The following is a 15,181-nucleotide window of genomic DNA, read 5'->3' as shown; positions in this document are numbered from 1 at the left end:
AGTTAATCAAATTGGAGACATGATACAATGATGAGTTTCGAAAAAAACATAATGGTTATTGCTCCTCATTATGATGATGAGATAATTGGTTGCGGAGGGACTTTAATAAAATACCGTGACGAAATAAAAGAACTTTCAGTGGTACATCTAACAAAGGATAGTATTCGCCAACAAGAATTTATGTGTATACAAGATCAGTTGGGAGTATCTGATCACTTTCATCTGGATTTTAATGATGGTTATTTGTTAGAACAGTATAAGGAATGTGTTATTCAATTAATTGACATTATTCAAAATAAAAAACCGCAAATATTAATGATTCCACATAGAATAGATAGCCACCCTGATCATCAAGCTGCTTATAAAATTGCTATGGATGCAATTGAGAAAGCTAGGTACTGGAATCCAAAAGAAGGAGGGGGATGTCATAAGGTATCTTACATTTTGGAATATGAAGTATGGTTTCCGCAAAAGGAGGTATCAGTTGTGGTAGATGTTACAGAGAATATTGAAATTAAAAAATCTTTGATGAATTTATATAAATCTCAATCTGTATTTCCTTATCCTAAACTTATCGAAACACTCAATGGGTGGCGAGGTTTAATCCATCAGCGTGGTGGAATGATTGAAGCTTACCATGTTTCCTGTATATAAAAGGAGTTAAACTAATGAAAAATGGATACTATTTGTCCGTCTATATTCATATTGGTGAAATACCAAGCGTTGTAGATAGTTATCATCGGCATGACCAAAATATTTCGCTTTGGAAAAAGGATGGTGATTTAATTGAACTAATTCATTATTGGGAATTAGAAAGAATAAGCGGTATCAAATCACATAGCAGATCGCTTTTTAGCGTAATTGAAGCAGTAGAATTTATAAATGAATTATTGTCCATGTACAATGTTACAATTAATGACATGGAAGAAGTTTGGGGTACACCGCAATTAGATAATACAAAAGATTATTTTTCAGACGAATTAATTAACAGTCTACCATTTCATTCAATTGCTCACTTATTCTCATCGATATTTATGGATACAAAAATATTTTATGATGAGACTATTATTGGTTTAGCAGTAGATGGTGGCCCTGATAACATACTTGATAATGGACATTTTAGGAAAAAAAATCATTATGCAGGTTGTTTGGTGAAAGAAGGTTCAGTAAAAGACATATTTCCAATTTCCTCGCCAGGCTTAATTTGGTCAGAGGCAGCAGATTATTTCGGATTACGTGAAGGTACTTTAATGGCATTGGCCAGTGCAACAGAAAGTAAATTAATAAATTTTAATTATGACTTGCCTAATAATATTTATAGCATGGGGGATAGGAAAGTAGCAAGGGATTATCTAAATGAGTTGTGGAGAACAATCGATAAATTAAATGAGCATGATATTGGGATTTCATTTAATGGTTTTGATAAAAGATTCACAGAAATAGAGAACAAAATAAGCATGGCTGTAAAAGAAATACAGAATATCTCAATACAAATCATGGAAGAAAATATTAATAAAATTGTAAGTGAATATAACATTGATACTCAAAATGCTTATTTAGCTCTTTCTGGAGGATATGCATTAAACTGTCCTACCAATAGTTACTTAATGGAAAAATTTAAATTCAAAGGATTCTTGGCTCCTCCGTGTATTAATGATTCTGGAATATCATTAGGAATTGCACTGTATGTTTTTTATAAAAGATTAAGTAAGAAAAAAATTGATTTTAAGTTAGCGCATCCTTTTTATGGTGATAAGAACTTACTTTCTACGGATGGTTTAGAAGTATATTCTCAATACATAAAAGAATCATCTGAGTTTGACTTGGACGTCGTATTAAATGATTTGGAAACGGATCCGTTTATTTGGTTTGATGGTAGAGCAGAGATCGGACCTAGAGCATTAGGAAATAGAAGTTTATTCGCGGATCCGAGAAATAATAAATCAAAGGATGAGCTTAATCGAATAAAGCAGAGGCAATGGTGGAGGCCAGTTGCTCCAATTATATTAGAGGAAGAAATATCTAATTGGTTCGAAAATTCTTATCCTTCTCCGTTTATGCTTCATACATTCAAAGTAAATAAAGACAAAGAAAAGTATGTGCCTGCCATATTACACTTAGATAAAACCGCAAGAGTACAAACTATTAAAAGTGAAAGTAATAATCAATTAATTTATCGGATCATTAAGGGGTTTTATAATAAAACCGGGGTACCTATTATATGTAATACTTCTCTAAATGATAACGGTGAACCGATAATCAACTCCTTTCATGAAGCTATGAATTTTGCATTGAGAAAAAACATTAGAATTGTTTATTTCAATGGCCAAAGATTTGAGTTAATGAATCACGAAAAATATAAAAATACTCAACCATTACAAAGAAATAAAAAGTTTTTTGAACATAATAATGTTGAAAGTGTTCTAAAAAAATACAACCCTTTTAATTTGCCTATGGATGTAGTTGATTATTATTATAATGTTTCTGATTTATTTATGAATTTTTCTTTATCCAATGAAAAAGATGTGGAATATATACTCAAGCAAAAAAAAATTATAGATAGAATTATAAAATTACAATAAAAGGGAGTCTATTACTATGTGTGAAAATATTAAAAAAATCAATAAAAATGTAAGGGAAGCATTGGCGACTTTATCAATTCCCCTTGATGTTGAAACTATAGGAGATAATGAATCACTTCAAGATGAATATGGTCTTGATTCTATAGTATTAATGGAATTCATGATCATTCTGGAAGAAAAGTTTTTCATTGAATTCGATGAAAATATATCATTAGAAACGTTAAATACGATTTCAGGGGTAACTCAATATATCAATCGAATTAATAATTACAATGGATAAAATTGGATTGTATTTAGAGAATTGTATGAAGGAAAATACGAAACGTATCTTTTTAAAGTTAAAAAATAGTGATGTGTCATATGGATTTGCATATGAAAAAATACTTTCAATTAAAGAGATGCTTCTAAAATCTGGAGTGAAATCCAGGGATAGAGTAATACTACTTTGTAACAATAACAATGAATCAATTGTTCTTGGTTTCTTGTCGATTCTATTCCTCGATGGGGTATGTTGCATTTCTCGCCCTGAAATAATCTCTGAAAATCACAAACTTAATGCTAAATGGTTAATAAGTGTTGGTGATTTCGAAAGTGTTGAGTATTTAAAAATTTCCGAAGATCATGGTGTATGTTTATTTAAAAAAATATATTATGAGAAGTTCTTTAATACACCACTAAACACAATATTGATTGCTCCAACTTCAGGAACTACATCTTTAGTGAAATGGGTGGTTTTATCGCATGGTAGCTTACTTTATAATATATCCGCAATAAAAGAATATATGAATGTTCAGCTAAGCGATACCCTATATATGATTAAAAATATAAGTCATATATCTACTCTTACTTCAGATGTATTACTCTCTGTCATATCAGGTGCATCTTTAGTAGTAAGTAATGAGGTTTTTTCTCCTCAAAATATAAATTATACAGTTCATACAAAAAAAGTGACTAAAATAACTATTGTTCCAACAATTTTACAGCTAATGCTTCGTTATAATGTCGAATTACTTAAAAGTCTCGACACTATCTCAATTGTAGGAGCGCCAATAAAAGTTGATCTATTGCAAACTGCTATAGAACGTTTGCCTGGGTCGAAAATTCTATGTGGATATGGTTTAACTGAAGCTTCTTCTAGGGTTACTTTTCTACCGTATCAAGATCTTTCTGCAAAGCTTGGTTCCATAGGAAAACCAATTGAGGGAACAAATATTCGATTAATAAAAGATGGATTAGAGGTAAATGATTCAAACGAAGTAGGAGAGATAGTTATCTCAGGTTCAGGAGTTATGACAGGATATCTCAAAGATGGGGAAATAGAATATATACATGAGTTATTTACTAAAGATTTAGGGTACAGGGATAAAGATGGATTTTATTACCACGTGGGAAGAAACGACGAATTGATCATTTTGAACGGGAAAAATATATCGTACTTGTACATAGAAGAAGCTATTGAATCATTAGTTGAAGTTGATTCTGCACACGTTTTTAAGAAAGAACGATCTGGTATTGGTGAATATTTAGTTGCAATTTTAGTGATGAAAAAGGATAACGAAATAACAAGCAAGGGTATCTATTCAATTTTAAAAACTATATTACCTAGTTATATGTTACCCAAAAGACTGTATTTAACAAATGAATCCCCATGTAGTGTATTAGGGAAGATTTCAAGAAGGGCGCTCGAAAGTTGGGTAGAAGAAAAAGGTGGAGAAGATATTGAAGGCATCGGTAATCATACCAGTTTTTAATCAAACTGAAAGATTGATCTTTACTCTAAAAGCATTAGAAAAACAAACATTCAAAGGAAATTTTGAGGTTATTGTAGTTGATGATGGATCAAGTGTACCAGTTGAAAATATTTTGTATAATACATCATTTAATTATGATCTTAAAATTATCACTCAACCTAATCAAGGGCGGGCTAAAGCAAGAAACACAGGTTTTTTAAACTCTCAAAATGAAATCCTTATTTTTTGTGATGCAGATAGAGTGCCTGATAAGGAGTTCATTAAAGAGCATCTGCGTAATAAAGGTGAACGAGTTACAATTGGGTGTGTTAAAGAAGTTTATTTCTCAGATCTTTCAATTATTAATAAATTTTTATTAAAAGATCAAAACATACTTGCCAAAAAATCTAGAATACCGGCATACCCTAAAATGATATATGAGTTATTTGACGAAGATGGTAATACTGATTCATCGATTTCGTGGATTGCTACATTTTCAGGGAATATGTCAATTTCAAGAAGTCTATTCTCAGAGATTGGTGGATTTAATGAATTATTCAATGAGTGGGGGTTTGAACATTTTGAACTAGGATTCAGGGTTTTCAAAAAAAAAGAAGGATTTGTTTACAACAATAGAGCAATTAATTTTCATTTGGCTCATACTCGAAATATAGAATTATTAAAAATTAATATAACGAGTTCCTTAGAATTAATAAACAAATTACATCCGAATGAAGACTTAATTAGGGAATTCTGTGAATTTATTAATGGTAACAAGAGTATGCAAGAAATTGAAAAAAATAGAAACGCTCTTTGGTTAAGAAAAGCAACAAAAGAGCATAATTTTTCAATAAAATAATTAACCAGTTTTTTTAATGATCACCTAATGACTATTACAGTAAGGGGCTACAAATGATACTTCAAAACTGGATTGTTAATAGTAATGTAACACTATCCACTATAACAGTTTTTCCAATTGAAAAAAGAACTAATACTGTTGCAGTTTTACTATTGGCTGGACTAAATAAGCCGATGTGTGATCAAGAATACTTTATGAGTAAAATGGCACGTAGATTGGCAAGTAAAGGATTTTATGCGATTCAAATAGATACCAGAGGTCACGGGGATAGCTCAGGGGATTTTAAGGATATTACTGCTGAGAGATTTTGTGAGGATGTTTCATTAGCAATAAAATATATCAAAGATAATCTTGCTGAAACCATTTTCTGTGTAGGTAGAGGTGTAAGTGCAACTTTGTTAAGTCTAGCAACAGGAAACGATGTTAAGGCAATTGTGGGAGTAAATCCACTTATCTTTAATTTAAATTCAGTGAAGAAAATACTAAATCCAATAGTAGAAGGTAACCAAGAAATTAGTACGCTATTTAAAATGGTGACTTCTAACAATTATGTAACGGAAGAAGAATATAGTTTATTAACAGCACTGATTGATTTGGGAGTTATTGAAAGTAATCGCTCTTCACGTCAACTATTAAGGGAACTTTTAAATATGGACTTAAATATAATTTATAACAATATCAAATGTGATACTCTTTGGTTAATTGATAGTTGCAAGAACAAGGATGGATTTGTGGAGTGGTCCCCATCAACACCATTTCCGTATATCCTTGCTATGCCGGAGTATACTTCTCTGCGTATGGATCCTTTATGGCAACATAATGTTATAGAAAGAGTAGTATCTTGGATAAGTGAACTAAAATTACAATAAGGCGGCGTAATTTATATGCAAATACCCATTCACATATTAAAGAAATCTAAGTGTATAGCTGGTATTATGCATATTCCAGATGTACGTGTACAGGGGACCCCTATAGTAATACTTTGTTATGGATTGAATGGTAATAGGGTTGAAAACGAACGACTTCTTGTAAAAGCTGGTAAAGAGTTTATGGATGCAGGAATTGTTTTTGTGAGATTTGATTATATAGGGTTAGGAGTAAGTGATGGAGAGTTCTGGGAAGTATCCAACACTTCTAAGGTCGAGGATGTATTGGCAGTAATAAATTATATAAAGGGATGCTTTCAAGAAGAAACATACAATATATTTCTTTTAGGTTTTAGTGATGGAGCTAAAATTGCAAATATTGTTGCAAACCTAAGTGATGAAGTGAAGGGATTAGCGAATTGGAGTCCAGTTTTTGAAACTATGGATAACATGTCTAGCACATCCCAACGACTTGTTAGAGAACCGTTAACAAATGAAATAGTGTTGCCAATCTTAGGATTATGGATGGGAACGCAGTATCTAAGAGAATTAAAAAATGATTCTTATATGGAATTATTCAGTGAATTTATTGGACCAAAATTCTGTGCTTATGGTGGAAGTGATGTGATTACTAATTCTGAACGGCAAACATTACTTGATAAGGTTGGAGAAAGCAACAATGTAAAGATCATTACAATTTCGGGTGCAAGTCACGTATTTGAGGATCATAAAATGTCCTCTCAACTAATAAACGAATCAATAGATTGGTTTAAAGGTATTTCAAAACAACTTTTAATTAATAATTAAACTTCAAAAATTCCTAGGATTTATATTAGAATTTCCTTTAAATAACAGCTTACTTTTTTGAACGTTTATTTAAATCAGCTGTTTATTATTTTAAAATATTTATTAATTGAGCATTGTGCATTAATCAGCCATCGGTACACAAAGTGATTTTGAACATGAAAAAGGACTTCACCCCATTTTGGAGAAGTTTTCAAGTGGCCAAATGAGAAAACACAAAGTAGTGAAGTCACCATGTGTATTCTCCATAAAAGTCTGTTTTTCTTTGGTGAAATGTAAAAAGTTGAATCTAAAGAACAACTACCTTTCTCTTTCAGCGAATTTTGACCTACGTCCTTATGCTAGAAAACTGAGGAATTCTTCACCCCGAGAGCGGGGGGACTTTACGCCAAGGGATTATTCGCGCCTTACTAACCTGCTCCCTTGGAGAACATCGATACGTTTACCGGCTAACAACGCAGACTCGAAATCCACTTTCGTTTCTATTACCAGTATTGACTTCGTCTAGATCGAGCACTTTAACGATTTGACTCAAAAAGATATTGCAAAGCGAATGTTTGAGAATCTCGTGGCTCGTTCCAGGAGGCTGGAATCATCGATGAAATCCATATCGTCATCGACAGAGCCGTTTTACATGCTATGAGAAAAAAGAACCAACACGTAAAAGCGAGTTTAGAGGCAATACCAACTTGGGAGTCAAACTTGATACATTTTGAAACTAATTGAATTGGTTCGGCTTATAAGCTGCTTCTGGCCGTCGATGCAAGATTGAACTTCCGTTGGTCCTAAATGAAGTTTTGATCAACTAATCTAAAAAAAGGGGAAATTATTTTGGCGAAAAATATAATTCTTATTGGAAGTGCGCATCAGGAAATGAACGTAGATTCCATTCAATATTGTTATGATTTAGGTGCTTGGTTAGCTGAAAATAATGTTAGTTTAATGACAGGTGCTTGCTCTGGAGTACCATACTATGTGGGTAAGGGAGCAGTTGATAATGGTGGACGTGTAATAGGGTATTCTCCAGCTGTGGATAATCAAGAACATCTGGAAAAGTTTGATTTTCCTACTGATGGGTGTAGTGAAATTTACTATCTTGAAGGTGAATACAGTAAAAACGATGCCTTTTTAATTAGATCTATGCAAATGATGGAAGCCTCTGATCTTGTAATCAGTTTATATGGGAACTGGGGGACGTTGAATGAACTGGTTTTTTCTGTGTTTTCAGGTAAAAAAATTATTACAGCTGCTTTCTTGGGGGGAGCTAGTGATATTTTTTCTGGAGTATTTAAAACACTCGATTCACAGGGGGCATATCATTATGGAGCAAAGCTACTAGTTGCTAATACAGTACATGATTTGAAAAGTATTATTAAAGAGGAATTACCGGCTTATGTCTAAAGGAGTAGTATATATTGCTACAGGAGAAAAATATATATCTGAGGCTATTTTTTCTGCTACTCAACTAAAAAAGATTATGCCGTCAGTACATGTTACTATTTTTTCAGATCAATACTTTTCATCACCTGCTGTTGATTCATTGGTGAAAATTAATGATCCACAATTTGGGTTTATAGATAAGGTTAAGTATATAAAAGAATCGCCGTATGACAAAACTTTGTTTTTAGACACAGATACTTATGTAGTAGACGAATTGACTGAATTATTCAAATTACTAGATACATTTGAAATTGCGGCACCTTATGCCCCTATAGACGATGTTGTTGAAGGTGTTCCAAAATCATTTCAAGAGATGAATACAGGTGTAATCTTATTTAGAAACACCTCAAAGGTAAAAAAGTGTTTTTTGGATTGGTTGATTTTTCATCAAAGAGAATGTGAGATAAGTATTGAAGAACCGCCTGACCAACTATCATTTCGTGAAGCTGTATATAAAAATAAGCTGCATCATCATTTGCTAGCTCATGAATATAATTGTATGATTTCATTTCCTGTTCTTTTGCATGGAAGGGTCAGCATTTTTCATGGAAGAAATATAAGTATTGAGTTATTAGCAGAGAAAATCAATGAATATAGCGATTATTATCGAATTTTCCATCCGGTTATAGGGATTATCTTTGAACGCGATGGAGTTAATTTAATCGAACATCTTAATTAAACATTAACAAGGAGGGGGTAAAGTGAAGGTATATCAAGTTGAAATATCAAATTATTGCAATCTCGAATGTGTATATTGTCCTCATCCTCATCAAACACGAAAAAAAGGTTTTATGTCATTTAAGACATTTAAAGATGCAGTAGAATTAGTCATCCGATGTGAGCAAAAGGAAATCTATTTGCATAATTTTGGAGAACCCTTACTCCATCCAGATATAATATTATTTATAAATTATTCCATTGAAAAAGGTTTAATACCGAATTTTTTTACTAATGGAGTTCTTCTTGATTTGGACACTGCAAGGAAGTTATATGATGCTGGTTTACGCCACATCTCTATTTCTGAACATACAAATGGAGAAATTGATCGGATTAAAGCATTATTAGTTGAAAATAGTATAAATATTGAAATAACGCATTTTTTTCGAAAAAGTGATAAAAAACATAATTGGGCTAACCAAACAAAAACAAAAGATAAGTTCGCTTATTCAAGTAGTAATAATCAATCTTGTATTTTCGAGAGACAAAACGCATTCGTGATATTATGGAACGGAAAAATCAATACTTGTTGTATAGATGTAAATGGTATAGATGAAAATATTTCTATAGAATCAATCCTTAATGGTGAAAGGTACATCTTTCGTCCGATTGCATTATGTTCGACATGTAACCTCATGAGAGGAGAAGAGGTTCTGTGATGTAATATTTATAGTGAATATTCGCATCATCTCTCACGAAAAGGTTAGGAAAGCTCTTTTTAGAATGAGTCAGGTAGCGATGCAATACTAAGATTCTTATACAAGAAAATCTGTAAAAGAGAGCATATTAAATTCACTTATATATCCATGAAGTATAACGAGGCGATATTAATGATTTATCGAAAGGGAGCGTAAGAATGACTAAAAGAAAATTGTATTTCGAATTTCCGAATTTTGGTTTTGGTCCTGCGAGTACTACGATTGAGTTAATTAAATATTTTAATGATAAGTTTGATTGTATAATAGTTTCAACAGGACAAGCATTAGTTTTTGTGCAAAAGGAGTTCCCTCAAAATGAATCGATAAATATTGATACATCTGATAAAAATTTTATTGGGTATATGAAAGAATTAATTCCCGCCAATTCCACTATAATTTCGAATACTAATCCGGATTTCATCAAGATTTCTCAAAAAGAAGAATATGATGTTATAGGCTTGGATACTCTTTTTTGGATGTGGCCTGAAGTAGGACAATTTATTCAGCATGAGAATTATCTAGTACAACATTATTTTGGTTCTTCACAAAAGGGAATTGATTCTTATAAATTTAAAGGTATTAATTATGTAAAACCTTTAGTTGATTATGAGGGAATACAATTAGTTAATCAAAATAAAAATAAACAAAAAAATAACATTGTCATATCTTTTGGAGGTATGGCCACTCCATTTAGTAATAGTCTTGGTTCTTCATTCGCGAAGTGGATACTAGCATATTTGATACCTAAACTAAAATGCAAACTTGAAGATTCTTATAAAATTTATATTATAGGTGGGTTAGTTGATCTAGAGTGGGTCCCCAAGTTCAATGATCTAGGAGTGGAAATAGAAATAATAAATTCATGTTCAAAGGATTTATTCCGCAATCTTTTAGCTAACTCTAAATATCAGTTTTTGACACCAGGACTCACTTCAATTTATGAGGCAGCATTATTAGAAATTGTTCCGTTTTTTCTACCAGGATTTAGTGTGAGTCAGTTTTTACAACAAAATGATTTAATCTATCAAACTAACTATCAATCAAGCATTTTATGGCCTGAACACACCAATATACTAGAGCTAATAAATAATAAGCCCGAATCAGAGGGGATTAATATCGTAAGTAAATACGTTTATAGTAATATAATCACTCCCTTACATACTCAGGACTTCTTACATGAAAAGATAATTAATTATCTTTCTGAAATAGAGTACAACAATGATTATAAGATACTATCAGGCTTAGTTAATGAATGGGAAAAACTCCCTGATGCTCAGGGGATGTTAGAAAAGTATTTGTATAGTAGAAATTTTAGTATTTCAGAGGCAATGACGACTAGGTAAGGGTTCTTTGGTATAACAATCAGTTTATCAACATGTTTTTGAATTTGTTAAACAGGAAGATTAGGAAAATAGCGATATGTCCAGAAGAGATAATTTACAAGAATAATAGAGAGTAAGGTAATGTTAAATGACAATTTCGTTAATTATTACAGCACATCATTCGAGATATTTAATTGAGGCGTTACTTTCAATTAGTACTCAAACAACAAAGAAATTCGATCTTATTTGCATTGCAGATATCCATTCAGATGAGCAATCTTATCATACTTTCCAGGAGATTTCTCCATATATTAAATGTAATGATATAAAAATCGTGAAAATCATTGGGAATGGCACTGCTGGATATACTAGAAATATTGGATTTGAGATGGCTAAAACAAAGTGGGTTACTTACTTAGATGGTGATGATTTGCTACATCCTGATGCTCTTAGAATTGTTTGTGATTTCATAAATGATCCTGAGAATAGTGATATTAGTATCTTTTCAAGTGGCATGATAAGAATTATGGGGGATGGAGCATTAAATCCGTGGAAGGACTCTCTAACTTACCTTCCTCCAATAAATATTTACAAAATTGATCCTGAAACAATAGATGAACCGACATATATGAATCAATTACAAGTAGTAAGAAAGGATTGCTGGAAGAAATATAAGTATAATGAGACGGCAAATGGAGAGGACATCGACTTTTTGTTACATCACTTACTAATAGGGAAATTCAAAAAAATACCGCATTACTTATATTATTTTCGAGACACACCTAACAGTTTTTCTAAGAAAGAGTTTGAAAATAGTGATATCTGCACCCAACGTTATGATAACGGATACTACTTAGACCTTTTTAATAATAATTTCCAGGAATCATTTAGGATCAATTTTCGATAAATGTTTTAATTTTTATAAATTATTAAAATTTTCATACTAAATGAGGTTTGCAAATGATACTTCAAATGATTTGCAATATATCTAAAACTATAAAAATACAATTAGAAAGTACTGGTAATCATGTACTTATTAAAGAAAATACAGGACAAGAAATAATTATTACGGGTACTTCGCAAGAAATATTAAAGTCTCTTTTGAGTAAATACCAATTGATTCAAGATCACAGGTATGTATTAATTGATAAAACAGAGGTTATTTCATTAACTGATGGTATCTTATGCCTTTATACAACCTATTTTAGTAGGAGTATCTTTGACTCTTTAGGTAATTCAATTGATATTACGTTTGCCCATGCATTTCCATTGTCGTTAGCATCACAATTCAGAGATTCTATGATGAAAATATTGGATGAAGTTATACAGTTGAAACAACTTGTTCTAATACCATCATCTGAGCTTGTTCTTGTAGACACAAAGAACTGTGAAAAGAATCTAGAGATCCTTAATAAAAAATATAATAAATTGTTGAAAAAAAACGACGGATTAGTAGTGAAATTAACTAGAGATTTACCGCATCTATTTGATGACTGGAAGTTATTTTGCAATGATAGATTTGATGAAGATGTTGATAATATACTAATAGACATTTTCAAAAAAATATACATTGAAGAAGAAGTAACAGTTAAAGAGTTTTGGCTTGGAGATGAATGTATGTGTCGATGTCTTCTCTATTATGATCATAAAAATAAAATAGTATTTGATATTATCGCACCATGGAATATGAAGTACAAAAAAAATCGCCCAGGCATTTACTCTTTATTGATTAACATCATCGAGGCGACATCGATAGAATATAAATATTGCTTGTGTTACGGAGAGTTCCCTTATAAACAAAAAATTCTTGAGTACTTCCCGAGAATAAGATTGGATGATTTATCAATTTGCATGGATTGAAGGTGGAGCATGAAAGAAAATACATATAAAAAACCAGTTATTTATCAACAAAGAAAGCATTTCCTTGATTGTGTAGAGTACTTGATTTGCTCATATATAACATCTTATGGTTATAATTATCACTGGTTGTTGTATGATTCCTTGGGATTCTATTTTAATTCTAAAACAAATCAAATTTTCAGTGAAAATAATACAAGTAAAAAGAAATTTTATGAAAATTTAGAACGAATGTTTGGTGTTGAGATTCGGAATTATTCAAAGGATAGCACAGACCAATTAATTCGTAAAGTTATAGATAGTGGTAGTTGTTTGTTTATTGCTGGCAACGGATTCTATTTACCTTGGGTAAGCAATTACCAAAGAAATTCTAATGTGCATTATTTTATGTTAACCAATTATTCAGATGACGATAAAGTGTTTGTTATAGATTATGTACCAGAATTTAAAGGTTGGATTAGAACAACTCAAATAATAGCATCAATGAAGGAGGTTTCTTTCCCCTCGGATTGTATAGAATTATCAATTCCTTCACTCAGTACAGAAATTGAAGAAATATTATCTGCTGAATTAAACGAGTTTCATATTGGAATAATCGGTAAAGAAGTTGAATCAATTAATATTTCATCTGGATTGTTCGCTATAAAAAACTTTCTACAAGCATTATATAATTTAAACGATGAAGGAGTAGAATTTTTAGAAACGTGGAGTCTCTCATTAAAATCAATAATAGATTCAAAATGTTCTTTTCTAGAATTTATTTATTTTATGAAAAATGATCTTAATTATAGCATAAATCCAGTTGTGTTTTCAACAATTGATCAAACCATAAATTCTTGGGAGAGCTTTAGAATCTGCTTGCTTAAATCAAAAATAACAGGGAAATACGATGCGAAAAAAAATATAGAGAGATTATCTCGAGTGTACAATATGGAGTTAGAATGTGCAGATGTATTGAAAAAATTTCTGTGAACGAATTCTCACTAGTGTGAACTCAAGGAAATGAGGATAATAAATGATAATTAATGAGTATAACAACACCCTACAAAAAATAAAGGGCTATGTAGAAAAAAAAAGTCCCACATTTGGTGAATTTATAGAAAATGCCAGCACATTTTATTCAGATAGGACCTCAATAAAATTAACAAGAAAAAAATCACAGTCCTTACTTGCTGAAGGAGTTCCCCTTTTCAATAATATTGAGATAGAAACGATTAATAGATGCAATGGGAAGTGTTCTTTTTGTCCAGTCAATAGGAATAACGATAATAGAGAATATAAATTAATGGATGAAGAGCTCTTTAAATCAATATTAGATCAATTGTATGAATTAGATTATTCTGGAAGTTTAGGGATGTATTCAAACAATGAACCACTACTTGATAAAAGGATTATTAAATTAACTAAGCAAGCAAGAGACAAGTTGCCAAAATGTACATTATATATGTATACCAATGGAACATTACTAACTTCCGATAAGTTTAAAGAGTTGATTGAATATTTAGATTTTTTGGTAATTGATTGCTATAATGATGAACTTAAACTAACTGATAATATTAAATCAATTCACGATTATTCTATACATAATGATTTAGAAAATAAAGTGCTTATTTATTTAAGAAAAGAAAACGAAATTTTGGGAAATAGAGCGGGACAGGCTAAGAATAGGAATACTCTCCCGTTTATTATGAAATCAGCATGTTTGTTACCGTTTGAACAGCTTATTGTCAGATCTAATGGAAAAGTTGGCCTGTGTTGTTTTGATGCACTCGGAGAAATGACGATGGGGGATTTAAGAAAAGAAACAATCCAAAGTGTTTGGTATAACGAAAAATATAATAAAATACGAGAAATAATGAGTAGTGATAGATCAAGAATTCCACTCTGTGAAAAATGTGATTCAGTCATACCCCAAGTTTCGATAAGGTAAGTAGAGGGTTGAAGCTGTACTCAGTAACAATAATCCCTTAACTTGATACACTTGTTACGGAATTAGGGATTTACATAAGAAGTACTAAACTCTTGAATAGGGATTGATATTTATTCTTCACACACTTGCTAGTTACGACATAAGGATAAGATCATTTGAAATTGATATGCACCTTTGAAAATATGGATTGCACTAAATGTATTAGGTAACACTATAAAGTTAGTTCTAACAGTGGGAATATTCTTCAAATAATGATAAGGAGGACATTTTTTCTTTAAGTGCCCTCCTTTTTCAGTGATGAAACATTGTAATGATCATCTTAAATATGATTAAGTGAGCAATGCTGTTCCATTCGAATACTTATTGTCATCGTCTC

At 31.4% G+C, this 15,181-nt stretch carries 15 protein-coding genes; all 15 read left to right on the top strand.

Features of this window, described 5'->3' with window-relative positions:
- Window positions 1-27 precede the first annotated feature (27 nt).
- Window positions 28-654, top strand: coding sequence for a PIG-L deacetylase family protein (locus tag NSQ29_RS20360; protein ID WP_076276623.1), 627 nt, complete (start codon window positions 28-30; stop codon window positions 652-654).
- Between the two features lie 14 nt (window positions 655-668).
- On the top strand, window positions 669-2,582 hold the full coding sequence (locus NSQ29_RS20355; protein WP_076276622.1) for a carbamoyltransferase C-terminal domain-containing protein: 1,914 nt from the start codon (window positions 669-671) through the stop codon (window positions 2,580-2,582).
- A 16-nt stretch (window positions 2,583-2,598) separates the two neighbouring features.
- On the top strand, window positions 2,599-2,862 hold the full coding sequence (locus NSQ29_RS20350) for an acyl carrier protein (protein WP_076276621.1): 264 nt from the start codon (window positions 2,599-2,601) through the stop codon (window positions 2,860-2,862).
- Window positions 2,855-4,333, top strand: a complete 1,479-nt coding sequence (locus tag NSQ29_RS20345; protein ID WP_076276620.1) for a class I adenylate-forming enzyme family protein — start codon at window positions 2,855-2,857, stop codon at window positions 4,331-4,333. Before NSQ29_RS20350 ends, NSQ29_RS20345 begins: the two co-directional genes overlap by 8 nt.
- Entirely contained in the window at window positions 4,302-5,171 is an 870-nt protein-coding gene (locus tag NSQ29_RS20340) for a glycosyltransferase family 2 protein (protein ID WP_076276619.1), read from the top strand. The genes NSQ29_RS20345 and NSQ29_RS20340 overlap by 32 nt, the downstream gene beginning before the upstream one ends.
- Before the next feature lie 53 nt (window positions 5,172-5,224).
- On the top strand, window positions 5,225-6,040 hold the full coding sequence (locus tag NSQ29_RS20335; protein ID WP_076276618.1) for a serine aminopeptidase domain-containing protein: 816 nt from the start codon (window positions 5,225-5,227) through the stop codon (window positions 6,038-6,040).
- 15 nt (window positions 6,041-6,055) lie between these two features.
- Entirely contained in the window at window positions 6,056-6,844 is a 789-nt protein-coding gene (locus tag NSQ29_RS20330) for an alpha/beta hydrolase family protein (RefSeq protein WP_076276617.1), read from the top strand.
- An 828-nt stretch (window positions 6,845-7,672) separates the two neighbouring features.
- Window positions 7,673-8,242 carry an SLOG cluster 4 domain-containing protein gene (locus NSQ29_RS20325; RefSeq protein ID WP_076276616.1) on the top strand — a complete coding sequence of 190 codons (570 nt, stop codon included), beginning with the start codon at window positions 7,673-7,675 and terminating at the stop codon, window positions 8,240-8,242.
- On the top strand, window positions 8,235-8,960 hold the full coding sequence (locus NSQ29_RS20320; protein WP_076276615.1) for a hypothetical protein: 726 nt from the start codon (window positions 8,235-8,237) through the stop codon (window positions 8,958-8,960). The genes NSQ29_RS20325 and NSQ29_RS20320 overlap by 8 nt, the downstream gene beginning before the upstream one ends.
- A gap of 22 nt (window positions 8,961-8,982) precedes the next feature.
- Window positions 8,983-9,657: a radical SAM/SPASM domain-containing protein gene (locus tag NSQ29_RS20315; RefSeq protein WP_076276614.1), complete on the top strand. Its 675-nt coding sequence runs from the start codon at window positions 8,983-8,985 to the stop codon at window positions 9,655-9,657.
- Window positions 9,658-9,854: 197 nt separating this feature from the next.
- Window positions 9,855-11,039, top strand: coding sequence for a hypothetical protein (locus NSQ29_RS20310; protein ID WP_076276613.1), 1,185 nt, complete (start codon window positions 9,855-9,857; stop codon window positions 11,037-11,039).
- Window positions 11,040-11,166: 127 nt separating this feature from the next.
- Complete coding sequence (locus NSQ29_RS20305) at window positions 11,167-11,925, top strand: glycosyltransferase family 2 protein (RefSeq protein ID WP_076276612.1); 759 nt, start codon at window positions 11,167-11,169, stop codon at window positions 11,923-11,925.
- 53 nt (window positions 11,926-11,978) lie between these two features.
- Window positions 11,979-12,878: a hypothetical protein gene (locus NSQ29_RS20300; RefSeq protein WP_076276611.1), complete on the top strand. Its 900-nt coding sequence runs from the start codon at window positions 11,979-11,981 to the stop codon at window positions 12,876-12,878.
- 9 nt (window positions 12,879-12,887) lie between these two features.
- The gene (locus NSQ29_RS20295) at window positions 12,888-13,847 is read left to right on the top strand and encodes a hypothetical protein (protein WP_076276610.1); all 960 of its coding nucleotides are present in this window, start codon (window positions 12,888-12,890) and stop codon (window positions 13,845-13,847) included.
- A gap of 43 nt (window positions 13,848-13,890) precedes the next feature.
- Complete coding sequence (locus NSQ29_RS20290) at window positions 13,891-14,805, top strand: radical SAM/SPASM domain-containing protein (protein ID WP_076276609.1); 915 nt, start codon at window positions 13,891-13,893, stop codon at window positions 14,803-14,805.
- Window positions 14,806-15,181 lie beyond the last annotated feature (376 nt).

The sequence above is a fragment of the Paenibacillus sp. FSL F4-0236 genome (assembly GCF_038000135.1).
Classification (GTDB): Bacteria; Bacillota; Bacilli; order Paenibacillales; family Paenibacillaceae; genus Paenibacillus_AQ.
The sequence above is the reverse complement of the archived record's forward strand: the minus strand, read 5'-3'. Positions and strand labels throughout refer to the sequence as shown.